Origin of the sequence: Congregibacter sp. (genome assembly GCF_047617445.1) — a bacterium.
Lineage (GTDB): Bacteria > Pseudomonadota > Gammaproteobacteria > Pseudomonadales > Halieaceae > Congregibacter.
Map to the genome: position 1 here is coordinate 1 of NZ_JBLGBE010000054.1, position 23,210 is coordinate 23,210.

At 54.3% G+C, this 23,210-nt stretch carries 22 protein-coding genes and 1 pseudogene; 12 read left to right on the plus strand and 11 right to left on the minus strand.

Going from position 1 to position 23,210, the window contains the following annotated elements; all coding sequences use genetic code 11:
* The 4 genes from hemF to ACI9KD_RS12155 form a co-directional block, all read right to left on the minus strand.
* The coding region (hemF, locus tag ACI9KD_RS12140; RefSeq protein WP_414981437.1) for an oxygen-dependent coproporphyrinogen oxidase at positions 1-910 on the minus strand (910 nt) is incomplete at its 3' end.
* 48 nt (positions 911-958) lie between these two features.
* Positions 959-1,522 (minus strand): L-threonylcarbamoyladenylate synthase, encoded by a 564-nt coding sequence (locus ACI9KD_RS12145; RefSeq protein WP_414981438.1) that lies wholly within the window; start codon positions 1,520-1,522, stop codon positions 959-961.
* Positions 1,523-1,572: 50 nt separating this feature from the next.
* A complete protein-coding gene (gene dprA / locus ACI9KD_RS12150; RefSeq protein ID WP_414981439.1) occupies positions 1,573-2,688 on the minus strand; it encodes a DNA-processing protein DprA in 1,116 nt (371 codons plus the stop codon).
* A 16-nt stretch (positions 2,689-2,704) separates the two neighbouring features.
* Positions 2,705-3,790, minus strand: a complete 1,086-nt coding sequence (locus tag ACI9KD_RS12155; protein ID WP_414981440.1) for a LysM peptidoglycan-binding domain-containing protein — start codon at positions 3,788-3,790, stop codon at positions 2,705-2,707.
* Between the two features lie 89 nt (positions 3,791-3,879).
* Here ACI9KD_RS12155 and def point away from each other — a divergent pair, with 89 nt between their 5' ends.
* The 5 genes from def to ACI9KD_RS12180 all read left to right on the plus strand — a co-directional run bounded on the left by def (position 3,880) and on the right by ACI9KD_RS12180 (position 9,596).
* Positions 3,880-4,386: a peptide deformylase gene (gene def, locus ACI9KD_RS12160; RefSeq protein WP_414981441.1), complete on the plus strand. Its 507-nt coding sequence runs from the start codon at positions 3,880-3,882 to the stop codon at positions 4,384-4,386.
* A gap of 7 nt (positions 4,387-4,393) precedes the next feature.
* On the plus strand, positions 4,394-5,353 hold the full coding sequence (fmt, locus tag ACI9KD_RS12165) for a methionyl-tRNA formyltransferase (RefSeq protein ID WP_414981442.1): 960 nt from the start codon (positions 4,394-4,396) through the stop codon (positions 5,351-5,353).
* Complete coding sequence (rsmB, locus tag ACI9KD_RS12170; protein WP_414981443.1) at positions 5,350-6,654, plus strand: 16S rRNA (cytosine(967)-C(5))-methyltransferase RsmB; 1,305 nt, start codon at positions 5,350-5,352, stop codon at positions 6,652-6,654. The genes fmt and rsmB overlap by 4 nt, the downstream gene beginning before the upstream one ends.
* A 108-nt stretch (positions 6,655-6,762) precedes the next feature.
* Positions 6,763-8,139, plus strand: coding sequence for a Trk system potassium transporter TrkA (gene trkA / locus ACI9KD_RS12175; RefSeq protein ID WP_414981444.1), 1,377 nt, complete (start codon positions 6,763-6,765; stop codon positions 8,137-8,139).
* A gap of 8 nt (positions 8,140-8,147) precedes the next feature.
* On the plus strand, positions 8,148-9,596 hold the full coding sequence (locus ACI9KD_RS12180; protein WP_414981445.1) for a TrkH family potassium uptake protein: 1,449 nt from the start codon (positions 8,148-8,150) through the stop codon (positions 9,594-9,596).
* 4 nt (positions 9,597-9,600) lie between these two features.
* Here the strand turns inward: ACI9KD_RS12180 and djlA are convergent, their stop codons facing one another.
* Together djlA and ACI9KD_RS12190 are read right to left on the minus strand one after the other, a co-directional pair.
* Complete coding sequence (gene djlA, locus ACI9KD_RS12185) at positions 9,601-10,392, minus strand: co-chaperone DjlA (protein ID WP_414981446.1); 792 nt, start codon at positions 10,390-10,392, stop codon at positions 9,601-9,603.
* Between the two features lie 42 nt (positions 10,393-10,434).
* The gene (locus ACI9KD_RS12190; RefSeq protein WP_414981447.1) at positions 10,435-11,337 is read right to left on the minus strand and encodes a lysophospholipid acyltransferase family protein; all 903 of its coding nucleotides are present in this window, start codon (positions 11,335-11,337) and stop codon (positions 10,435-10,437) included.
* A 105-nt stretch (positions 11,338-11,442) separates the two neighbouring features.
* On the opposite strand from ACI9KD_RS12190, the gene glyQ reads away from it, so the two are divergent.
* Genes glyQ through rmuC form a run of 3 tightly spaced genes read left to right on the plus strand, consistent with a single transcriptional unit; the run spans position 11,443 to position 15,951 of the window.
* Entirely contained in the window at positions 11,443-12,402 is a 960-nt protein-coding gene (glyQ, locus tag ACI9KD_RS12195) for a glycine--tRNA ligase subunit alpha (RefSeq protein ID WP_414981448.1), read from the plus strand.
* Positions 12,399-14,483 (plus strand): glycine--tRNA ligase subunit beta, encoded by a 2,085-nt coding sequence (glyS, locus tag ACI9KD_RS12200; protein WP_414981449.1) that lies wholly within the window; start codon positions 12,399-12,401, stop codon positions 14,481-14,483. Before glyQ ends, glyS begins: the two co-directional genes overlap by 4 nt.
* A gap of 34 nt (positions 14,484-14,517) precedes the next feature.
* The gene (gene rmuC / locus ACI9KD_RS12205) at positions 14,518-15,951 is read left to right on the plus strand and encodes a DNA recombination protein RmuC (RefSeq protein ID WP_414981450.1); all 1,434 of its coding nucleotides are present in this window, start codon (positions 14,518-14,520) and stop codon (positions 15,949-15,951) included.
* Positions 15,952-15,970: 19 nt separating this feature from the next.
* Here the strand turns inward: rmuC and ACI9KD_RS12210 are convergent, their stop codons facing one another.
* A complete protein-coding gene (locus tag ACI9KD_RS12210; RefSeq protein WP_414981451.1) occupies positions 15,971-16,474 on the minus strand; it encodes a DUF2165 family protein in 504 nt (167 codons plus the stop codon).
* Between the two features lie 173 nt (positions 16,475-16,647).
* On the opposite strand from ACI9KD_RS12210, the gene ACI9KD_RS12215 reads away from it, so the two are divergent.
* Positions 16,648-17,583, plus strand: a complete 936-nt coding sequence (locus tag ACI9KD_RS12215; RefSeq protein ID WP_414981452.1) for a hydrogen peroxide-inducible genes activator — start codon at positions 16,648-16,650, stop codon at positions 17,581-17,583.
* Here ACI9KD_RS12215 and ACI9KD_RS12220 read toward each other — a convergent pair.
* On the minus strand, positions 17,578-18,099 hold the full coding sequence (locus ACI9KD_RS12220; protein WP_414981453.1) for a retroviral-like aspartic protease family protein: 522 nt from the start codon (positions 18,097-18,099) through the stop codon (positions 17,578-17,580). The genes ACI9KD_RS12215 and ACI9KD_RS12220 overlap by 6 nt on opposite strands.
* Positions 18,100-18,437: 338 nt before the next feature.
* Here ACI9KD_RS12220 and ACI9KD_RS12225 point away from each other — a divergent pair, with 338 nt between their 5' ends.
* From ACI9KD_RS12225 to ACI9KD_RS12235, 3 genes are all read left to right on the plus strand, one after another.
* On the plus strand, positions 18,438-18,812 hold the full coding sequence (locus ACI9KD_RS12225) for a hypothetical protein (protein WP_414981454.1): 375 nt from the start codon (positions 18,438-18,440) through the stop codon (positions 18,810-18,812).
* A gap of 462 nt (positions 18,813-19,274) precedes the next feature.
* Entirely contained in the window at positions 19,275-19,520 is a 246-nt protein-coding gene (locus ACI9KD_RS12230) for a hypothetical protein (RefSeq protein ID WP_414981455.1), read from the plus strand.
* 49 nt (positions 19,521-19,569) lie between these two features.
* On the plus strand, positions 19,570-19,968 hold the full coding sequence (locus tag ACI9KD_RS12235; protein WP_414981456.1) for a VOC family protein: 399 nt from the start codon (positions 19,570-19,572) through the stop codon (positions 19,966-19,968).
* A 13-nt stretch (positions 19,969-19,981) separates the two neighbouring features.
* On the opposite strand, the gene ACI9KD_RS12240 is transcribed toward ACI9KD_RS12235, so the two are convergent.
* The 3 genes and pseudogenes from ACI9KD_RS12240 to ACI9KD_RS12250 form a co-directional block, all read right to left on the minus strand.
* A complete protein-coding gene (locus ACI9KD_RS12240) occupies positions 19,982-20,626 on the minus strand; it encodes a c-type cytochrome (RefSeq protein WP_414981457.1) in 645 nt (214 codons plus the stop codon).
* Positions 20,627-20,635: 9 nt separating this feature from the next.
* Positions 20,636-21,874, minus strand: coding sequence for a molybdopterin-dependent oxidoreductase (locus tag ACI9KD_RS12245; protein ID WP_414981458.1), 1,239 nt, complete (start codon positions 21,872-21,874; stop codon positions 20,636-20,638).
* 95 nt (positions 21,875-21,969) lie between these two features.
* Positions 21,970-23,210: pseudogene (locus ACI9KD_RS12250) on the minus strand (arylsulfatase); the annotation flags it as partial.

Sequence of the window (23,210 nt, forward strand, 5' to 3'; positions counted from 1 at the left end):
CTAACTGTAGCCAATCACGAGCGGTAAGAAAATAATCTGTAAGACGTGCCTCTTCTGTATTAGCGTCCGGCTTGAACGAATATTCCCAGCGAACCAGCGGCGGCAGCGACATTAATATTGCCTCGGTGCGGCCATTGGACTGAAGGCCAAACAAGGTGCCACGATCGAAAACAAGGTTGAACTCCACGTACCGTCCGCGACGGTACAGTTGGAATTGACGCTCGTGATCATCATAGGGAGTGTCTTTACGGCGCTGAAGAATCGGTTGATAGGCATCCAAAAACGAATCGCCAATAGCGCGCATAAAAGCAAAACAGGTTTCAAAGTCCCAAGTATTGAGGTCGTCATAAAAAAGACCGCCTATACCTCGGGGTTCATGGCGGTGCTTGAGGTAAAAATAGTCGTCACACCACTTTTTATAGCGTGGGTACACATCATCGCCAAACGGCGCACAGGCATCTGCAGCGGTACGATGCCAATGCACACAGTCTTCTTCAAAACCGTAATAGGGCGTCAAATCGTAGCCGCCTCCAAACCACCAAACCGGCTCTTCTCCGGGTTTCTCGGCGATGAACAGACGCACGTTTGCGTGTGAAGTCGGCGCATAGGGATTGCGAGGATGAATAACGAGCGACACGCCTAGTGCCTGAAAGCTGCGACCCGCAAGCTCGGGTCGAGCCGCCGTTGCCGATTCTGGAAGCGCATCTCCCATCACATGAGAGAAGTTAACGCCGGCCTTTTCAAGGGCTGCTCCCTCGGCCAATACACGACTGCGTCCACCGCCACCCTCGGGGCGGTCCCACTCCTCGATGGTAAATTCTGCCCCACCATCTACCTGAGCCAGGCTTTCGCAAATATTGTCCTGTAGTCCCAATAGGTAATGCTTAAGCTGATCGATCATTCCGCTCATGGCGCAGCTCCTTGTATTAAAAGTAATGTCGGACGAACGGCGAAGTCTCTAGGCACGAAACACTTCGTCACTGAACACATCACGAATTGTTGATGGTCGTCCTGCGACGCCCACCTGTCCCGGGAGTACACCATCGAGCCGGTTACCAAAGTATTTGCGCACAGCCAACAGGGTTTTGGGTGCTGGACTGCCTGCCACGTTGGCAGAACTCGATACCATCGGTCCGCCATACTCAAGACACAGTTCTCGAACCAAGGGATGGCCGCTCACCCGCACAGCCACACTCTCAAATCTCCCGTGCACCAAAGCAGGTACCCGCCCATGATGAGGAACTAGCCACGTGTTAGGCCCGGGCCAGGACACACTCAATTTCCGTCGAAGGGTCTGCGGCAGATCCTCCAACAAAAAATCCAGCTGCGATTCATCACCCGCCACCAGAATCAATCCTTTGTGGGCCGGACGATCCTTTAAATCCAGAAGGCGCTGCACCGCGCTCTCACTGAACGGATCGCAACTCAAACCCCACACGGCCTCAGTAGGGCAAGCGATAACCCCGCCGCCTGCAACAACGTTGGCACATAAACGCATACGAAAACTGGCGGGTGAAAACATAGAACTCAATGGATAGGCCGTTACAACGGGCGACGATTCTAGCAACTGGTTCAGGACTGGCAAGGCTTGCAGTCATCGCGACAATAGCGTCCATCAATATTGCGTACCCAGCCCTGCACTTCCAAATCACCCAACAAGGCCAGTAGCTCGGTAATCGGCATGCCCGAGTTCTGACGAAGCGCTTGCAACGAGAGACTATGATCTCCGAGCAACTGCAGGAGCTTACCCGCCCGACCTGGAGGAGCCAGCTGGGTGCACTCTTTGCGTTGGGAAACGCCGGGGAACAAACTGGGTAGCTCATCGAGCGCGGTGATAGGCGTTGCCCCGTCGCGAAGCAGGCGCCGACAACCCGCCCCTTGTTCATGAAAAATCGACCAAGGAAGCGCGTAAACCTCCCGGCCCTGTTCGAGCGCTGCCGCCGCGGTGTGCAAAGACCCGCTGGGTAATGCCGCCTCCACAATGATGGTGGCCTGCGCCAAGCCACTGATGATGCGGTTGCGCCTAGGAAACTGATGTTTGGATGGGGGAGTACCCGGCGGCAGCTCACTAAGCAAGCAACCTGTCTCGGTAATTTGCTCTGCCAGCTGTCGATGTCTCAATGGCGACGCGCGGTTTACTCCGGATGCAAGCACCGCCACTGTATGACCTTGCGCAAGCGCAGCTCTGTGCGCAGCACCATCGATTCCCAGGGCAAGGCCAGAACATACGGTGTAACCCGCAGCCGCAAGACGTCCGGAAATGAGCTCTGCGGCACGCAATCCGCCGTGGCTGGCGCGACGACTGCCCACAACAGCAATCGTGGGACGTGAAAGACACGCGGGGTCGCCTCGGCAGAAAAGCCAGGGTGGTGGATCGGGAACGTCCCGGAGTATCGCTGGATACTGCACGTCGCCAAACGGAATGAAGGCATCAGACTGAACGGCTAAAGAAGTCATTGTTGAGGCGTTGGGATTTCGCCGTGGCCAGTGTTTTCGGGCACGACTCAGGACACGCTGCGTTGTGCCCGGTAAGGCGGCCAAATACGCTATCCCACGCTCGTCCTGCCAGTTCGCCGAAAAAAGCGCCTGTGGCGTGCCGTACTCGCGCAGCAAAGTACCGAGGCCCTGTGTTTGGGCCCCAGACCAGCTTAGGAGTGTGAGGTAGTGTTCCCGCGTCATGTCATCCATGACGCAGGAGCTTACGTCAGGGGTTTTTAACTTTGTCCATCACTTTCAGCGGACGGTTGGATTTGAGGACCAGGACATAGCTCGCTTTTTCTGCGACCTCAAAAACCATCGCAAGACCGGCGCGCACGTCCGGCAGACTGACGTTGGTTTGAGTGATTTCATCAAAAACGACTGCGCCCGTTTGATAAACAGCCAGCACATGGCCTTTCTCTAAACCTTCACGCGCGCCTTTATTGATGACAACGATGTCCCAGGTGCCAATTTGGGTGACGCCGCCATCAACCTCGATCATGAAGGCATCTTCAATATCCACATCCGGTGCCCGGGGCTGGAAGGTTGCGTCCAGAATTCGCTCGTCCAGCGGCAGAAGGCGGTCGGTAATGCGAACCTCTTCGGTCACACGGGTCACTTCAAGCTCTACCACGGGATCCGTGAGACTACTCTTGACCTGCGCATTACCGATATCCTGGGCCTGGTAACCCAGCACTTCGAGACTAATAGGATCTCGGTACGCACCTCCCGCGCGATAGATGCCATAAGCGCGCTCGCCTTCGGGAAAGTAACCGCGACCATAAATCGTGTCGCCGTTAGCCGTTATTAAATGCTCTTGCCCGCCAGCCACGACATAAGAAGAGTCTTCCAGCTCCTCTGGGCCAATGATGCGATGACGCATCAAGAATGCATCAATGTCATCCAAAGGAATCACGGGGATAGCCAGATCCAGCGGAGTGATGCGCATATTGGGCGCCAGTTTTACATCGCGGCCTCGAGTAAGTGACAGACGCGGACGACCATCCACATAGCTCAGGTACAGGGTGTCACCGGGAAAAATCAGGTGTGGGTTATCAATTTGTGGATTGACGTCCCATACCTCTGGCCAAAGCCAGGGCTGCTCCAAAAACATATCCGATATGCCCCAAAGCGTGTCTCCTTTCTTGACGACATAGCTTTCTGGCGCGCCGGCACGCACTGACGCCTCCTGCGCCAGGGCTATCCCCGGCAGTAATAAGGCGCATATCAAAAGAACACTAGTCCACCACCCTCGCAAGGCGAGGCGGTTATTGCGTGAAGCTGAGGGGACGTTAGTCAGCCATCTTGTCATCGGTATTTCTCCCGGGCACGGAGCTTGCGCAGTGTTCGCGCATTAATGTCCACGTTATACTATCGCAGTCTACGGTAGAAGTTTGATTGATGGCAGTCCTCGATATTCTTGAATTTCCTGATCCGCGTCTGCGCACGGTGGCAAAACCCGTGGAAGTAGTCGACGATGCCGTTCGGTCCCTCATCGATAACATGATCGAAACGATGTATTTCGCCGCGGGTATTGGTCTGGCCGCAACGCAGGTTAACGTACATCAACGGCTGCTCGTTCTGGATATTTCTGAAGATCACGACACGCCGATGATCTTTGTAAATCCTGAGGTAACCATACTCGACGACACCCTGGGCAGCTATGACGAGGGCTGCCTCTCGGTGCCGGGCTTCTATGAAGAGGTTAACCGGCCCCGCAGCATTCGCGTTGATGCCGTAGGACGCGATGGCGAAGCCTTTACATTAGAGCTGGAGGGCCTGGCCGCCATATGTCTCCAACATGAGATTGACCATCTGGATGGCAAATTGTTCGTTGACTATATCTCTCCGCTGAAACGGCAGCGCATTCGCAGCAAGCTCGAAAAAGCCCACCGGCTGAGAGCCTGAACACAAGGTGTCTAAGCTGCGCCTGGCCTTTGCGGGCACTCCCGATTTTGCCGCCCAGCACCTTGCGGGGCTTATCGATTCACCCCACGAACTGATTGCCGTCCTCACGCAACCCGACAGACCCGCAGGTCGGGGTAAAAAAGATCGTCCCAGCCCCGTTAAGGTTCTCGCTCAGGAACATCAACTCACGGTCTTGCAGCCGCCCAGCCTTCGACACCCAGAGGCTCTGGCCGCCATTGCCGAGCTGCAACTAGACGTCCTGATCGTCGTCGCCTACGGGTTGATTTTGCCGCAAAACGTATTGGATCTGCCCCGTTACGGCTGCCTCAATGTTCATGGCTCCTTATTGCCACGTTGGCGCGGCGCGGCCCCAATACAGCGCGCTGTAGAAGCAGGCGATCAAGAAAGTGGGGTAACCATCATGCTGATGGATGCCGGGCTCGACACCGGCCCCATGCTTGCCCACGGACCCTGTGCAATCACGGCGCAAACAAGCAGTGGTGATCTCTACGAGCAACTCGCAGGTATTGGTCCAACGCTGCTACTCGAGGTACTCAAGGACTTACCCAGCCGTCTTGCCACAGCGACTATTCAGGACGATCAGCAGGCTAATTACGCAGCCAAGATCAATAAAGGTGAGGCGCTGATTAACTGGAGCGAGCCTGCAGCGGTAATCGCCAGACGTATTCGTGCATTTAATCCCGCACCCGGCTGTTACACCTTTCTGGAAGAGCTGCGCCTAAAACTATGGGCTGCTCAGCCCACCGCGCACAGCTCTGGGGGGTTATCCGGAAGTATTGTGGCCAACAATGATCGCGGTATTACTGTGCGCTGCGGTGACGGCGCAATCATGCTCGAAACACTACAAATGCCTGGCTCCAAGGCTATGCAAGCAAGCGACTTGCTCCGAGGTCACAGCGAGCTGTTTGCCCCAGGCAAGCGCTTTGCCACTGAAGCAAACACATGAAGCCGGGAGCCGCAGTTCGCGCCTGTGCGGCTCGAATAATTGCTGAGGTATTACGCGGAGACTCTCTAGACCGGGCGCTCGAATCACATCTCAGTGCACTACCAGACCGGGACCAGCCCCTGTGCCGTGAAATCTGCTTTGGCACCATCCGGCAATATCCGCGACTCAACGCCCTATTGAGCCAGCTGCTGCAAAAACCGCTGCGCGCCAAGGATCGTGATGTACAGGCCCTCGCACTCTCCGGCCTGTATCAACTCACCGCTATGCGCATACCCGCTCACGCTGCAGTAAGCGCTACCGTGGATGCTGCTACGGTGCTCAAAAAACGCCAGCTGTCGGGCTTACTTAATGCGGTTTTACGCAGGTTTCAGCGCGAAGAAGAGGCGCTCGTTAGTGTTTTAAGCAATGCGGAGGCGGCGGCACACCCACACTGGCTCTGGGATGCTCTAGGCCGGCACTGGCCGGAACATCGCGAGCAAATTGCCAGCGCGAACAACAGCCACCCGCCCATGACTCTGCGGGTTAATCTATCTCGGGTTGATCGGGACAGCTATCAACAACAGCTAGCCGACGCAGGAATCACCGCGCATCCCGGTCAGCTAAGCTCCGCAGCCTTGACCCTTGAACAGGCGGTCGATGTAGTACTACTGCCGGGCTTTGCCGACGGCTTATGCAGTGTGCAAGATGAAGCTGCGCAATTGGCAGCGCAGTTACTTGCGCCCCAGCCTGGCGAACGCATTCTGGATGCCTGCGCAGCGCCCGGGGGCAAAAGCTGCCACATTCTTGAACGGCAACCATCAGCGCTCAGCCTCACCGCTATGGATATTAGTGAAGAGCGTTTGCGTCGCGTCCAGGAGAACCTTGATCGTCTTAAACTCAGTGCGACGCTTGTTACCGGCGATGGCAGACAGCCCTCACCGGCGCTGATCAAAAGTGGGCCTTTTGATGCCATGCTTTTAGATGTTCCATGCTCCGCGACAGGGGTCATTCGTCGACACCCGGATGTAAAACTTCTACGCCGAGTAGAAGACGCGGCAAGTTTTGCGGTCCAACAACATGCAATCCTTGATGGGCTATGGCCATTGCTTGCCGTGGGAGGACGTTTGCTCTACGTCACCTGTTCCATCCTGCCAGAAGAGAACAGCCAAGTGGTTGGTGAATTTATTGCCCGCCACAGCAATGCACAGGAAAAAACTCTCAGTCTGCCAGGCGCTCAACCCTGCGCGCAGGGACTACAGTTGCTTCCGGACATCAGTGGCAGTGACGGGCTGTACTTTGCCATGCTGCATAAACAGGGTTGAGGCCTATCCCATGGCTAAGTTTGAGCGAAGAATTTCCACTATCAGGCCTGTATTGCAGCTGTTGATTACAGTACTGTGCAGCCACCGCAGCGGTAGGGTCAGAGCGGCATGAAAATTATTATTCTGGGTGCCGGTCAGGTAGGCGGAACACTCGCAGAACACCTGGCAAACGAAAAGAACGATATTACGATTGTCGATACCGATAGCGAGCGTCTGCGCGCCCTTAAAGACAGCCTCGACATAGGCACTGTCACGGGGAGCGCCTCCCATCCAGACACGCTTAGAGAAGCCGGTGCAAAAGACGCCGAAATGCTGATTGCCGTCACCAATAGTGACGAGATCAACATGATGGCCTGTCAAGTTGCCCACACATTCTTTCGAACACCGCAAAAAATTTCCCGGGTTCGCTCCCAGGCCTATCTGGACCATCAGGAACGCCTTTTTTCACCAGAAAATATTCCGGTGGACGTCATTATTGGTCCTGAGCAGCTCATAACCTCGTCTATTGGACGGCTTATCGTCAATCCCGGGGCCCTGCAGGTGTTGGATTTTGCCGAAGGCCGCGTGCAGTTGGTCGCGGTCCGGGCTGTCCATGGCGGGCCTATTGTTGGCAAGGGGCTCAGCACCATTCGAGAGCACATGCCCAAGGTCGACACGCGGGTTGCCGCTATTTTTCGTAAGGATCGGGCAATTATCCCGAAGGGCGATACCGTCGTAGAGGCCAATGACGAAGTCTTCTTCATCGCCGCCAGTAAGCATATTCGTCAGGTGACCTCAGAGCTCCGGCGGGTTGATAAGCCCTATAAACGAATCATGATTGCCGGGGGTGGCAACATCGGCGCACGACTTGCGCAGTCTCTGGAGACCGACTTCTCGGTCAAAGTCATAGAATACAGCCGCGCACGATGTCGTGTGTTATCTGAACTTCTCAAAAATACGCTGGTTCTAGAAGGCAGTGCGGCCGAACCCGGACTCCTCGCCGAAGAAAACATTGAGCACACCGACGTTTTTTGCGCGCTGACCAACAATGATGAATCCAACATCATGATGTCCATGCTGGCCAAACGCATGGGGGCCAAGAAAGTAATCACCCTTATCACCAACCCCGCCTATGCGGAGCTAGTGGGTGACGAAATCGATATCGCCATATCCCCACAGGAGATCACCATTGGCAGTCTGCTCACCTATGTACGCAAAGGTGACATCAGTGCGGTACACGCGCTGCGCCGGGGCGCGGCAGAAGCTATTGAGCTTGTGGCTCGAGGCGATGCCTATTCTTCTAAAGTTGTGGGCCGACGCATCGAAGAGATTCCCCTACCTGAAAGCGTCACCATCGGAGCTATTGTTCGCGGCGAACAAGTGCTCATCGCTCACCATGACTTGTTGGTAGAAAGTAATGATCACGTGATTCTGTTTTTAGTCGATAAACACAAAATCCATGCAGTGGAGAAACTCTTCGCTGTGGGCTTTGGGTTCTTTTCCTAGGCCATCGCGTGCACTTTTCTATCAGTCTGCGCATTCTTGGGCTTCTGCTAACCCTCTTTAGCGTCACCATGCTGCCGCCACTTTTGATAGCGGTGCTCGCCGATGACGATACGGTCACTGGCTTTTTTTATGCCTTTTCAATCACCCTATTGTCCGGCGCCATGTTGTGGCTTCCTTTACGAGGGGTAAAACGCGACCTGCAAATTCGCGACGGGTTTTTGATCACCTCACTTTTTTGGACCGTACTGGGCCTGTTTGGCTCCCTGCCTTTTGCACTCACAGAGTCTCTGAATATGGACGTCACCGACGCCATTTTTGAGTCTATTTCGGGACTGACCACCACAGGTGCCACCGTACTTACAGGTCTGGACCATCTGCCAGCCTCCATTCTTTTGTATCGTCAAATGCTGCAATGGTTGGGCGGCATCGGAATTATCGTGGTCGCGGTTGCGGTATTGCCCATGCTGGGTATTGGCGGGATGCAGCTCTATCGCGCCGAAACACCAGGTCCCAGTAAGGACAGCAAGCTCACGCCTCGTATCACTGAAACGGCCAAGGCGCTGTTTACCATTTATCTGGCGCTCACGGTGCTTTGTGCGGGTGCTTACAGTCTGGCGGGTATGTCAGGCTTTGATGCTGTCTGTCATGCGTTTGCGACCGTGGCCATCGGCGGCTTCAGCACCCATGACGCCAGTATGGGCTACTTCGAAAGCGACGCCATTTACCTGGTCAGCACCATGTTCATGCTTATTTCTGCACTGAACATCGGCTTGCACTTTGCTGCTTTTCGCCGCCGCAGCATGGTCGGTTATTGGGAAGACTCCGAAGCGCGATTTTTTGCTGGCGCTATGGCGGTCTGCGTAGTGATTACCTGCGCTTACTTAATATTTTCTGAAACGCTGGATACGCAAGAAAGCCTTGTACACGGTCTTTTTCAGGCTGTATCGATCACGACAACGACCGGCTTTGCAACTCAGGATTTTTCGATCTGGCCGGGCTTTCTGCCCATGATGCTCCTGATGTTCTCCTTCATGGGCGGCTGCGTAGGATCCACCGGAGGTGGCATCAAAGCTATGCGCCTCATGTTGATTTATAAACAGGGGATACGTGAGCTAAAGCAGCTTGTGCACCCGCACGCCGTGATCCCGTTAAAAGTGGGTAACCGGCGCGTAGAAGCCACCGTGGTGAGCGCCGTGTGGAGCTTCTTCGCGGTCTACACCTTCGCATTTATTGTGATCATGTTGGTGCTGATGGCCACGGGTCTCGACTTTATTACTGCTTTTTCTGCCGTGGCCGCCGCGCTTAACAATCTCGGCCCGGGCCTTGGTTCCGTCGCAGCTAACTACGGTGAGATCAGCAATTTCGCAAAATCCGTACTGTGTTTTGCGATGCTGTTAGGGCGACTTGAAGTGTTTACCCTGCTGGTTCTGTTTACCCCGATGTTTTGGCGGAATTGATTCGCTAGCCGCGCTTCCCCGTACCCCGAGATTTTCTGATCAGCTCATAAGCCGCCTGAATTTCCTGGGCTTTTTCTGTAGCTAGCTTCAGCATGTCCTCGGGCACACCACGTGCAGACAGTTTGTCGGGGTGGTATTGACTCATGAGTTTGCGATAGGCGCGCTTCACTTCTTTGTCGGGCGCTTCTTCGCCCACACCCAGCGCGGCGTAAGCGTCTGAGAGTGTCGGCGCATCCGGGTGACCGGGTTGCTGATGAAACTGTTCCTGCGCGGTGGCCATACGCAGGAACTCTTCAACGGCCTGGGCGCTATAGCCCAAAAGGCTACCAATTTGCAGCAGCGCAGCTTTTTCACCGCTGTGTAATTGGCGGTCTGCCAGCGCAAGCGTCACAAGGAACAACATCATGGTTTGCTTGAGTGCTGGGTGTGCACCACCGGCAAGCAAGAAGCTTTGAACGGTGTCTTCTACAGAGAAGCCATCATCACCGCCTTCTTTAAACAACAAAATAGCGTCATGGCGTTGATCATCGGATAAGCCAAGCTGTCGAAAAATGCCTTCGGTATGCGTTACCTCATCTTCCGAGATGCGTCCGTCAGACTTTGCAACATGGCCCATGAGTAAGAATGTGCTGCGAAAGAAGTGCTCTTTGACCTTCTCCAGATCAGCCGAGCCCATACCAAGAGCGCCCGCCAGCCCGCGATCAAACAAATGGCCAAGCACGAGTCCAAAGATAAGGCCGAGAGGACCCGCAACGAAAAAACCCAGTATGCCCGCAAGCAACTTACCGAAAAACATTATTCACTCCGCTCAATTAAAGTTAGATCAAATCAGGGGTTGTTAATCGTTATCGGGTTGCCAGTCCCGAGCGTAATAGTCCACGGGGCCTCGAGGCCGGACCCGAAATCGTTTGTATTCCCACTGATACTGCTCGGGTGCCATTCGCACGCAGCGCTCGACACCATCGTTGAGTGCTTTCAAAGAGACCTCCACATCAGCGCTGTAAATATCTTCATCGGCAGGTATATAGTGCAGACGGTACCCACCGGAAATACGTTCGGCAAAACCAAAAAATGCCTGAGCCCCACTTTTCGCAAGAAGCTTACTAGCCAGGGTCATGGTGAAGGTAGGCACACCCATAAACACACTATTTTCACCCGACTCCACAACCGGAGGTACCTGATCGGGGAGAATCCCCGCGATACCGCCTTTCTTGAGGCACTTCACCAACTTGGCGAGACCCCGAGCATCCGTTGGCACCAGTACAGAGCCCAAACGCTGCCGCGCAGCGCGCACCATACTGTCCAGCTGCTGCATATGCGGTGGCTCATATAGTGCAACCGAATCACCCATTTCAGATATATGGAGCCCTACTATCTCCCAGTTACCCAGATGTGGGCCTAGCAGCATCACACCTCGGCCACTCGCAAGCGCTTCGCGAACCGCGTCATCGCCCACGATCTCCAGGATATGTGCACGCACCTGATCCCAGGGTCGATTCCAGATGTAACCCATCTCGGCGGCGAGTTCCCCTGTGGCCTGTAAAGAGCGCTTCGAAAGCTGCTCTCTTTGAGGTTCAGAAAGTTCGGGAAACGCTAACCCCATGTTTCGCTCCGTGACCCGCCGGGGACTTACGCCCAACCACCAAGCGAGTGTCCCTAAACCACGACCGATAGCCCGGCAGGCACCCAGAGGCAGCAGGGAAGATGACCAGAGTAAAAATTTAATGAGGCGGTTTTTCACAAATCGCTATGTCTTAGTGGTGCTTAGCTTGTGGGTAGGCTGCGTATTGTGCCGCTGTTACTGACGGTATACTACGGGCCTTTTGCACCTCGCACAGGAATTCGCGTGAGCCAGTATCCCGAACAAGCATCAGATCCCATCAGTTTCCAGGAGCTCATTCTCAGATTGCAGCAGTTCTGGGGAGAGAAAGGTTGTCTCATCCTCCAGCCACTGGACATGGAAGTAGGCGCCGGAACCTTTCACCCAGCGACTTTTTTGCGCTCCTTAGGTCCCGAGAGCTGGAATGCCGCCTACGTTCAGCCCAGTCGCCGCCCTACGGATGGCCGCTACGGCAAGAACCCGAACAGGCTTCAGCACTACTATCAGTTTCAGGTGGCTATGAAGCCATCACCGCCGGAATTTCAGGAGTTATATCTGCAGTCACTTCAGGCGCTTGGGATCGACACGCTTACGCATGATGTGCGGTTCGTCGAAGACAACTGGGAATCACCTACTTTGGGTGCCTGGGGCTTGGGTTGGGAAGTGTGGTTGAACGGCATGGAAGTCTCTCAGTTCACCTATTTTCAGCAAGCCGGAGGCATAGAGTGCTATCCGGTCACCGGCGAGATTACCTATGGCCTTGAGCGTATTGCCATGTATATCCAAGGCGTGGACAGCGTTTACGATCTCCTATGGACCCGCAGCCCGCAGGGGCCCGTGCTCTACGGTGACGTTTTTCATCAAAACGAAGTGGAGATGTCGCGTTACAACTTCGAAGAAGCCGACGTTGACTTTTTATTCACTCAATTCGATCATTGCGAGAAGGAGGCAGCACGCCTTACCGAGCTCGCATTGCCACTGCCTGCCTACGAAATGGTCATGAAGGCATCACATACCTTTAATCTTTTAGATGCGCGGCACGCTATTTCGGTAACCGAGCGCCAGCGCTACATCCTTCGCGTGCGCACATTGGCCCGCGGTGTTGCGCAGGCCTATTTTGATGCTCGTGCGGCTCTAGGCTTCCCCATGGCCGAGGCAGGCATTCGCGATGAAGTACTCGCGCAGCTTAAGGAGGCCGCAGCATGAGTCATCAGCCTTTGCTTTTAGAAATAGGCTGTGAAGAACTGCCCTCGAGCAGCCTTGAGCAACTCGGTATCGCGCTGCACGACAATCTCATCGCGAAACTTGCTGACAAAGGACTCAGCCACGGTGCCAGCCGTTGGTTTGCAGCGCCACGACGACTCGCCGTGCTCATTGATGATTTAGTCGATCAGGGCGCCGATGAAACCAAAGAAGCACTGGGCCCGCCGCTAGCGCAGGCGCGAGACGCCGACGGCAACTGGACCCGCGCCGCTGAAGGCTTTGCGGCGCGACAAGGCGTTTCTGCGGATGATCTGGAGCTGATCGATACGCCCAAAGGACAGCGCTTGGGACTAAAACAGGTCGTGAGCGGTGCAAAAACCCGTGAATGTCTGGGCGATATCGTGAACGAGGCCATTGCGGACCTACCCATTGCAAAACGCATGCGCTGGGGCGCAGCGCGCAGGGAATTTGTGCGACCCGTGCATTGGATTGTTCTTATATATGGAGATGAGCAGGGTTTTGGCGATGTGTTGGGCATTCCCAGCGCCAACATCTCTAAGGGGCACCGCTTTCATGCACCAGCGCCCATCAGCATAGGATCGGCAAACGATTATCCCGCACTGATGCGCGAGGCATGGGTCATTGCAGACTTTGCAGAGCGTAGCCATCTGATTCGCGAGCAAGTTGAAGCCGCCGCGATAGCCGTTGGGGGCCAGGCACTGATTGATCCGGACCTTCTCGGTGAGGTGGCGAGCCTGGTGGAATGGCCCGTGGCTCTGGCGGGGAGTTTTGATACGGCATTTCTGGAAGTACCCGCAGAGGCGCTGATCTCATCCATGCAAAGTCACCAAAAATATTTTCCGGTGGTGGATGCCAGCGGCACGTTAATGCCGAACTTTGTCACAGTCAGTAATATAGAAAGCCGAGATCCCAGCCAGGTGATCGCCGGTAACGAGCGCGTAATCAGGCCTCGGCTGGCTGACGCGGCGTTTTTCTTCGAACAGGACCAGCAACATACGCTCGCTTCGCGAGTGTCCCGTCTGGGAGCCGTGGTGTTCCAAAAACAGCTGGGATCCTTGCTCGACAAAACCCAACGAGTGCAAAGCTTGGCCGGCGAGCTCGCCACACTCACGGGCACCGATAAAATTCAGGCCGAACGTGCGGCGGAGCTGTGCAAAGCGGACCTGGTCTCCGATATGGTTTTGGAGTTTGCGGATATGCAGGGCATCGCCGGTGCCTACTACGCACTCAATGATGGCGAGGATCCGACGGTTGCCGATGCCATCGCTCAGCACTATTGGCCGACACAAGCCGGCAGTGAATTACCCCAAGGCGAAGTCGCGGTGGCGGTGGCGCTTGCCGATCGTCTGGACACCTTGCTGGGAATTTTTGGCATCGGTCAGGCGCCCACGGGATCGAAGGATCCGTTTGCACTGCGGCGCGCATCCATTGCCGTGCTTCGCATCATTATTGAGAAGCAACTCACGCTCGATTTGCGCAAGTGTCTGGCCATTGCCGGACGAGGTTTTGCCGAAGGCGTGATCAGTGACGAAGCACCCGAGGCCGTATTCAACTATTTACTTGACCGGCTTCCGGCACTGTACGAAAGCGATGCCATTCCTATTGAAGTGTTCCGCGCTGTACGCGGTAGCGGTAGCTCTCAGCCCAGCGATTTTGACCGACGAGTTCGCGCGGTACAGGCCTTTGGCCAGCGTCCCGAAGCGGAGGCTCTCGCGGCGGCAAACAAGCGCGTGAGCAACATTTTGGCAAAAGCGAACGACCGGGACAAAAACCTGATTGTAAGTGCTAACTTACTTCAAGAACCCCAAGAAATAGCGCTAGCCGAGGCAATTGCGGCAGCGGCATCCGATAACGTCACCACGTTGGCGAGCGCAGACTACGCGTCAGCCTTGAGTCGACTCGCGGCCCTTCGAGAGCCCGTAGATGCCTTTTTTGATGGGGTAATGGTTAACGCCGAAGACCCGGCACTCAAGGCCAATCGACTGGCGCTTTTAGCACAACTTCGTGAGCAATTTATGCATATCGCGGACATCTCACAACTTGCTGGCGCCAAGAGCGAGTGAGTGAATCAAGTCCGGATACTCCCCGGAAGAATAGGTGATCGAGTCGGCTCTCAACGATCCATCACTGCTATACGCCATAGCCGGTCTTGTCTGCGGCGGCGTAATAGCCTGGGTTTGGCGCGGCGCGGAATTGTCCAAAACTCGGGGTTATCTCAAAGAACAACGCGACCGTCTTCACGAGCTGGAAATTGGCCATGCGAGCCTTTTAGGCGAGCGGGAAGTTCTGGCAGAGCAGTTTGAAAAGCTCAACGCGAGAGTCAGCGAGCTTCAGAATGAGCGTAACTCACTATCGTCGACCAATGCTGGACTGCGAGCACGGCAAAGCGCCGATCAGGATAAGCACACAGAACAAATGGCGCTTCTTGAAAACAGCAAGCGGCAACTGGCCATGGAGTTTGAAAACCTGGCGAACCGCATCTTCGAAGAGCGCGGGAAGGAATTTAGCAGTCAGAACCAACAGTCCATGGAGTCCCTGCTCAAACCCTTTGGTGACCAAATTCACCGGTTTCAGTCCCGGGTTAATGAAGTGCATGAACAGTCGATACGGGGCAACGAAAGCCTCGCAGGCGAACTGCGCAACATGATGGGCGTAGGTCTGAAAATGAGCGGTCAGGCCGAGAATTTGGCCAAGGCCCTCAAGGGTGACAAAAAAACCACCGGTAACTGGGGGGAAGTGCAGCTTGAGCGCACCTTGCAGATGGCCGGCCTTGAGCCCGGGAGTCATTACGAAGCCCAAACCGGTTTTCGAGACACGGGGGGCAAACTGCGAATTCCGGATTTTGTCATCAACCTCCCTGACGGCAAGCATCTGATTATCGATAGCAAAGTGTCGCTGGTGGACTACGATCGTGCAGTAGCGGCAGAAACTGAAGAGGACCGCTACGAGGCCCTCAAAGCACATGGTCTGGCACTCAAACGACACATTGATGACCTTTCTGCGAAGGACTACTCGTCACTGGGTGGCATCAACAGTCCGGAACTGGTTTTTATGTTCATGCCCATAGAGGCGGCGTACATAGAAGCGCTTAAATTCAACAAAGAGCTCTTCAACGATGGCTATCGCAAAAACGTCATCATGGTGTCTCACACCACCTTGTTACCCATGCTGCGCACGGTTGCCAGCCTTTGGATTTCTTATCGCAGTAATGAAGAGGCGCGCGCCATCAGCCAGATGGCTGGCGAAATCTACAATAAAGTGTGCTTAGTGGGACAGCGTCTGGAAGACATGGGAAAAACGCTGAGTACAACAACCGACAAATACAACAAAACGGTAACGGCCCTGGTAGGTAAGCAGGGTCTCTACGGAAAGGTCGAGCGCTTTAAAAGTACCTCGGCCAATGCAAAGGGCGAACTGCCCAAAGCGACGACGCAACATCCGACCATCGAACACGATCGGCTCGGTGTTTTAAACGAACCCGCAGCTCAGAAGCTCACTGCCGCGGATCCCGAAGAAGACCCAGAAACCTAAGCGACTTTCCGTCGATCCATCAGTAGACGCTAGTTCTAGACTCATCATCCGGTAGATACACGAAGAATGTGATTACACCGATACACACGATATATCGCTCGGCTGCACCTAAGATGCCGGCGCCTAAGGGTGTTTGCCACTGCTGAAACCAGGTTTCGGCAATCAAGATAAAAACGCCAAACAGCATTGCGAGCATCACGCCGCAACCCACAAGGCCCACGTACTTGGCCCCCTGAAAGCTCGACGCGTCTGCATGTCTGGCCGACCACATCTTGCCTGCGCCCATGAGGCAAAGCAGTCCGGCAAGTGTTTTGGAAAGTGGAATTACCGCCCAACAGATCGTCACAACCCAGGGGGCCTCTATTTTCTGCCAATCAGCTACGCCCGTCGCACCATCACCAATAACCACCAGAGAGACCCATGCAAGATCGCCCTCCATAGAAGTTAGGTTAAAAACAGCGCCGATAAGACAAAATACGCCTACCATCAGCAGCACCAATATTTTGATGGACCGTAAAGTCATAAACAGGCACTCCGTTATCACGCAGCCCGTGGCTCTGGGCAGTTGCTGAGAATAGCTTAGCCCCAAATATCTTAATCTGCAGGGAATTTTAGACTGGGCGAACATGACATTGAGGCTTGTGCTGCTCTCTCGCTTATCCCAACATGGGCCAACGCACAGATCACCCCCTCGCGATGAAAAGACCATCTCTAAAACAAATCGAATACATATTGGCCGTGGCTAAGAGCGGGAGCTTTCGCGGAGCGGCAGACGAACTGGGTATCAGTCAGCCTACGCTCAGTGCACAGGTAGCACGCGCAGAAGAGTTGTTGGGGGCAAAACTCCTGGAGCGCTCCCGAAGCGGCGCTTACTTCACCCCCGTCGGCCGCTTGTTCGAACCACAGGCCCGCCGTGTTATAGAGGCCATGGAAGAACTGGGACAACAGGTTGGAGATTCCCGGGCCAATGAAAAAGCGACCTATCGGCTGGGTGTGAAAGGCACGCTCGGACCCTACTTATTGCCGCAGATACTTCCCGCATTACGCGAGGCACATCCGGGACTACGCTTTTATGTGCGGGAAGATTCACCTCGGGGTCTAGAGGAAGGTATTGCTCATGGCGAGTACGATCTGATCATCACATCCTTACCAATCAATATCCCGGACCTGGTACAAGAGCCGCTTCTGCGCGAAAAAATCCTTTTGGCGGCTCCTAGAGATCACCCCCTATCGCAGGTTTCTGTATGGCAGGGGCGGCACCTTGCAGGTGAGCAAGTGCTCACTACCGAACATGGGCATCAGTTTGCCCGGCAGGTTGAAGCGGTATGCAGTCGCCTGGGTGCCGAAGTTCTTCGGGACTATGAGGGAAGTAGCCTGGACGCGCTGCGATTAATGGTCGTCATGGGCATGGGCTTGGCGTTTCTTCCGGCGCTTTACGTCGAATCCGAAATCAACACAGAAAGTGGTCTCACCGTAAAAGAACTGGACGACGAGTCTATCGCTAGATTACATGTGCTCGCCTGGCGACCGACTAGTCCGGCCCGAGGGTTTTACAAAGTACTAGCGAAAGATATTCGGTCGATTATTGGGGCCCGATTAGGTCACGCCGTGCAGGTATTGGATAGCTTATAGCGATGATACTGCCGCGACAGCCATTTCGCTCGATCCCGAATCAACGATAGTCATCGCAGCACAATTGCTAAGCCGCAGTGCCGGTGGACTCAAAGACAGTGTAAGAGGCGCAAACTTTTCGAGAACATTCAGGCCCAGCAGGTTACGCCCAGACCCAGGCACAACAATCACCTCTGTAGGCCCCAACTCACAGCCTTGACCGAGCTGTAATCCAGTAATCTCGTAAACGCTCAGTTTTCGAGTGCGGCCATCCGCCATGCGCGCGCCGACTTCACGAATCTTGCGCACAGTTCCATGATCACTAATGCGGTCAAACAAAGCGCTGTTGATTGTGGCCATCGCTGCCCCCGTATCGAGCAGGAAGGTGGCAGACTCCCCATCAACGTTCAGGGCCAATTCCAGTGCCCCGCCCGTGCCAGCGCTCAAGGGGAACTCGACTGTCTGTTGCGCAAGGGCGCTCGAGGCAATGGCCAGGAGTCCAGCGGTGCAAAACAGGCCGTGGAGGTACTTAAGCATAGTGGTAACGCTGCAATTGTTGCGCCAGACATTCATAAAGCCTGGGTTTGCTACCGTGTTGTGCTCCCTAAGCTAGGCTCCTGCAAGCACTTCGCCCCACAAACGCGCACTCGACGCTCGTAAGCAGTGCGAAATACCCCTAAAGAAAGTCAAACCATTCAATTTAGAACGCCAAATTGACATCAAAACTCTATTATCAATAGTAAAAATCTATCATTAATTCTCAATGGTTTGCTCAGGCATTAGCTGAGCACGAGCTATGATTGATCATCAGTCAGGTGCTCTTGATGGAGCTCTGCAACCGAATTCGACAATAGAGCAGGAGGTTCGATTCAGTTATGAAATCAAACACAGTCCTTAGTGCCACAACATTTATGGCCGCGGTAGTACTGTCTGCGTCAAGCAGCGTTATCGCCGACAGCACATTGTCCGTGGACAACGTTGAGTATCGCTGGGAAGTCGATATGCGAGGCAAGCCGCCCTACAAACGAGAGCGCGTGCCGGTCAACACAGTAGATATAGCTGCTATGGAAATCATTGATGCAAACGTAGCAACCGAGGTCGTTTGGGAAACAGACTTTACAGGTCGCCCTCCGTTCAATCGCAAGCAAGTCGAGCTGCCGGTAGTTGATGCAGCCTCAATGGAGTTAGTTGAGGAAGAGCCAACAATCACCAGTTTTCGCGGGCGCCCCCCCTTCAACCGGCATCGTTGATTAGTTTTTAGATCGAAAAGCGACGGCGCAGCTCTTAATACAAACCTACAGCTTACTCATCGTTTTTCGATCAATCAGCCCCCCCCCTTGGCGCTATTCTCATGGAACAGCGCCTTTTTTCTGCCTCACGCTAAGGTCTGTGGTTTGTTAAAACCACAGACGCCTTCGGCATTTCTAACATGCGATACTCATAAGCCACTTCTTAGGTGCCAAGCCTAAGGACAGAAACATGGACCTTGAGGCAATCTGGATCACCTTTACGAGCTGGGCAAGCGCCTACACCTGGCAGGTAATCGTCACGCTAGCCGTCGTCGGGCTGTATGTATTTTCTTATCAATCGACTTACCCTCCCGATCCTCTCTCGCAGTGCAGATAACGCGCGGTTAACAGGGGGATAAGGGGATCGAGCGGTCCGTATATGTCGATTGTTAACAGGAACGCTATGCGTACTTCGTAATACTCATGCACCCAACATTCCGCCGGGGCGCCTTTGTACGGGTTCTTGATGCCGATAACTATGCGGAGGGATACATTGCCGATTTAGGTCTGTTTAATGTGAAGCTGATTACCGAAAACCGAGAGGCCATTGTTTACCCTAATAACCTATTGCTAGGCCGGCCCTGTGTGATCAACCCTCATGATCGTTTGAGAGGCGTGGGCAAGCTGCCACTTATGCCCGTGGTAACGATACCCGGCGAGGATGGGTAAGCAGAACTGTTAACAAACGCGCCTACACATCAGAAGAGTGCTTGAGCACATGTTGATCAACCAAATTACGATCGGATGCACCGACTACGCAGAATCAGTGGCGTTCTACAAAGCTATTGGTCTCGTGCAAATTGTCGACGCTCCCCCGCGATACGCCCGATTCGAATCACCCAGCGGAGATGGTGCCACCCTCTCTTTGCACAGCGTGGATAAAAACATCGCGCAAAACACTGTCGTCTACTTTGACCATACAAGCGAGGAGGCTTTGGCAAGCCAGATCGACAAACTGATCGCATCAGGGTTGGTACTGCGACAAAAAATAACGGACGAAAGCTGGGGGTGGAAAGAAGCCCGAATAATGGATCCCGCAGGAAACGAACTCTGCTTCATGTTCGCCGGTGACCAAAGGCGGTTTCCGCGCTGGCGCGTGGATGGACGGAGCCCTTAACTCAATAGACTAATCATTGCTCCAATACATAGTCCGCCAGCGCCCGAGTCTCTACATCGCTTAAGCCAACCATGGCCGGCATCGCCATTACGCCCCACTTTCCTGTCCCACCTTGTTTGATAGACGCGGCCAGCAACGCTGCGGCATTCTCTGTGCTTACGTATTTAGCAGCAACCTCCTGAAAAGACGGCCCTACGATCTTTGTGTCGATCGCATGACAGCCCATGCAGGCGTTGCTTGCCAGCAGCGTTTGAACATCAATTTGGGTATCGCTGGCTTCTTGCGAGGCCACTTTTTGTGCTGCGTTTGTTAAAGCCAGCACACTGCCATCTGTAGCTTTGGCACTACCGTACTCCACAGCCAGATACGCGCCGATAAGCTTAATGTCTTCTTTATTAATCGGGGCACCGTAAGAATGCTGCATTTTCAGCATTTCGGCAGTCCATTGATCCTGGGTCATCCCCGGCGGCTGATAACTGATGTAGTTTGCCGAATGGCAAATGCCGCACTTTTGTTGTGCAAGGCTGTAGCCGGGTAAGTCTGACTCTCGAAGCACAGACGTGTCTGGCGGTAGCGTGATTTCCGCTGCAAAAGTGCCTGTCGAAACGACTGCAAATCCAAGGGCGCAAAGGATTGTGTTGATGGTTTTTAATCTCATAACAAAACCTCAGGCAAAAGTAACGGGCGTGGATTCGATGACATTACGGTTATAGCCGCCGGGGTTCCAGCTGGCCTCCCGCGGCTGCATCTCTCCCTTGTTACTCGTCGCACGTACCATCAATGTAGCCTGACCTTTGTCGGCAACACTTACGGGTAATCGCCATTCGCGGAATGAGAAACGGCCAAGATCCTCTCCCAGTTTTGCCGCGCGCCAGTGCCGACCCCCATCGATAGAAACCTCCACTGTTTTTATGCCGCTACCGCCATCAAACGCGATGCCCTTCAGTTCTACCATTCGTGCAGAGGGGAGAGTGTCGCCGGCCATGACACTGGTGATAAAACTGCGCACCGGCACAGTCGATACGGCGCGGGTCTTCTCTGGAGATGTACCTGGCTCTATACATAGACAATCATTGTCAGGGAGGCGATAGCCCTTGGTCATAAAATACGCATCGTGACCTTCAAATTCGTGATCGATAACATCGATCTCAGATAAGTGCTTAACCCAATAGGTACCAAAATAGCCTGGCACTATAAGTTTCAGCGGGTAGCCATTGAGAAACGGAAGCTCTTCGCCGTTCATGGCCCAGGCCAGGATTGGCTCATCACTGAGTGCGTGATCGATATCCAAGGCCTTGCGAAAGTCCGGGGTAGTGTCCATTACCGGCTTATCCAGACCATTAAAGGTAACTTGTTTTGCACCTGGAGACACGCCGGCCTTAGCCAACACTGACCTAAGGGGAACGCCGGTCCATCGTGCATTACCCATGGCCCCATTGCCGAGCTGCGCACCAAAGACCCGGGGTGAAGAATATCCCCGACTGTTACCGGTACATTGATTAACAGCGACAACGTCAACCGGGTCACCCAGACCTTTGAGTTCAGCAAGTGACAAACTAAGTGGTGAAGTAACGTGTCCTTTAATCGTGAGTCGGTAGGTCTCTGGATCAATCGATGTAGGAAAATCAGCCAGGTGATAGCGGACAAAAAAAGCATCGTTGGGAGTGATGACGCTTTCATTAAAGGCAGAGAAGGGCGTCTCGAGATGCGGTGGCCGACTGTGCACCAGAATAAGCTCTCGCTTGCCCGGGTACTGTACGAGTGGGCGTGGACCGGCCGCAAAGCTAACGCCTTCGCCGGTATCGGCTGACGCCAGCGCGGCTAAGGGCGACGTAGTCAACGCCGCTGCAGCGACACCCTGCATAAAATAGCGCCGTGACATCTGACTTTGTGATTTTTTGCTCATCGTTCACCCGACGTTTCTATAGGATTTTTAAGCCCGTCACCCTAAGCGATCAAAGGACTATGTCAAATCAAAGCTTCAAACTGAATGTCGCGCGCTTACTCCACATCGATGGTGACCTTGATAACTTTCCCTGAGAATCGTCCATCAACCGAACCATAATTCTCTACCACCGGTGTCGCTCCATCCACGCCAACATCCGCAGTCTCATCCATAGAAAAGACAAGTGCTTCTGTACGCTCTATACGCGCTGTATCAACCTCATATCCGTTGACAAACAAGGTTCCGGTTGCGCCCATTCCAACGCCTCCGCCCTCATAGTCAAAATCCAGCCGGATCATTGATTTACCAGGGGGTAATTCGCGAGTCGCAGCAATCGTCGTCCGCTTCTGGTTAAGGTAGTTATAGGTGTAACTGGGTTTACCGTCCTTTACGTAAAGACTCCAGCCACCAAACCGACCACCTTGCGCCAGGATCACGCCATTACCGCCATCGTCAGGCACATCAACTTCCGCGGTAATCGTATGTGATTTGTTCTTTACATTGATGAATGTGTTTTCGCCCATGTCGCGCATACCGTCGCTCAACGTAAGCGAGGTGCGTCCAGCCATGAGATCCGGGCGACCAGCAATATCAGCATTCATCCGCTCGAAACTGCGATCATCAATAGGCAGCACATGGTTTACTGACGCTACTTCCATGAACAAGGCCTGCATCTCCCCGAGCCTCTGAGGTTCCTTGGAAGCCAGGTCGTTGACCAAGCTAAAGTCAGAATCGGTATCGAACAGCTCCCAGGTATCGTTCTCGAGGGTCGCGATCGGTTCACGAGCCCACGGCTCCTTATGAACTGTGCGAGCCAGCCAGCCTTCGTGGTAAATCGCACGGTTACCGAACAATTCAAAATACTGCGTTGTATGGCCTGTTTCCGCATCGGCATCACCGAAGGTACTGATTAGGCTTTTGCCCTGGATCGGAACCTGGGGGATACCGTTCACCATGGTCGGCTCAGGGATGTTGGTCGCCTCAAGAATTGTCGGCACGATGTCGGTAACGTGCGCGAACTGACTACGTACCTCGCCGCTACCTGCAAACTTTTCGGGCCAATGAATCACCATTCCGTTTCGGGTGCCACCAAAGTCAGAAGCCACCTGCTTGGCCCAGGTAAACGGCGTATCGCTGGCGATGGCCCAGCCGATAGCCATGTGCGGGTAAGTCATGGGGCCGCCCCAATCGTCATAGTGCTCGAGCATTGCTTCTGTCGTCTCCGGTACACCGTTAATGGATGTGTACTCATTGGAAACACCGAGCTCCCCGCCTTCGGCGCTCGTTCCGTTGTCAC

Coding starts and splice junctions, on each gene's coding strand:
- ACI9KD_RS12155 (WP_414981440.1), bottom strand. CDS start 3,790: ATGACAAGATGGCTGACTAACGTCCCCTCAGCTTCACGCAATAACCGC.
- dprA (WP_414981439.1), bottom strand. CDS start 2,688: ATGGATGACATGACGCGGGAACACTACCTCACACTCCTAAGCTGGTCT.
- ACI9KD_RS12215 (WP_414981452.1), top strand. CDS start 16,648: ATGAAAAGACCATCTCTAAAACAAATCGAATACATATTGGCCGTGGCT.
- ACI9KD_RS12225 (WP_414981454.1), top strand. CDS start 18,438: ATGAAATCAAACACAGTCCTTAGTGCCACAACATTTATGGCCGCGGTA.
- ACI9KD_RS12230 (WP_414981455.1), top strand. CDS start 19,275: ATGCACCCAACATTCCGCCGGGGCGCCTTTGTACGGGTTCTTGATGCC.
- trkA (WP_414981444.1), top strand. CDS start 6,763: ATGAAAATTATTATTCTGGGTGCCGGTCAGGTAGGCGGAACACTCGCA.
- def (WP_414981441.1), top strand. CDS start 3,880: ATGGCAGTCCTCGATATTCTTGAATTTCCTGATCCGCGTCTGCGCACG.
- glyS (WP_414981449.1), top strand. CDS start 12,399: ATGAGTCATCAGCCTTTGCTTTTAGAAATAGGCTGTGAAGAACTGCCC.
- ACI9KD_RS12240 (WP_414981457.1), bottom strand. CDS start 20,626: ATGAGATTAAAAACCATCAACACAATCCTTTGCGCCCTTGGATTTGCA.
- djlA (WP_414981446.1), bottom strand. CDS start 10,392: ATGTTTTTCGGTAAGTTGCTTGCGGGCATACTGGGTTTTTTCGTTGCG.
- ACI9KD_RS12210 (WP_414981451.1), bottom strand. CDS start 16,474: ATGACTTTACGGTCCATCAAAATATTGGTGCTGCTGATGGTAGGCGTA.
- ACI9KD_RS12235 (WP_414981456.1), top strand. CDS start 19,570: ATGTTGATCAACCAAATTACGATCGGATGCACCGACTACGCAGAATCA.
- ACI9KD_RS12220 (WP_414981453.1), bottom strand. CDS start 18,099: ATGCTTAAGTACCTCCACGGCCTGTTTTGCACCGCTGGACTCCTGGCC.
- ACI9KD_RS12145 (WP_414981438.1), bottom strand. CDS start 1,522: ATGTTTTCACCCGCCAGTTTTCGTATGCGTTTATGTGCCAACGTTGTT.
- ACI9KD_RS12245 (WP_414981458.1), bottom strand. CDS start 21,874: ATGAGCAAAAAATCACAAAGTCAGATGTCACGGCGCTATTTTATGCAG.
- rsmB (WP_414981443.1), top strand. CDS start 5,350: ATGAAGCCGGGAGCCGCAGTTCGCGCCTGTGCGGCTCGAATAATTGCT.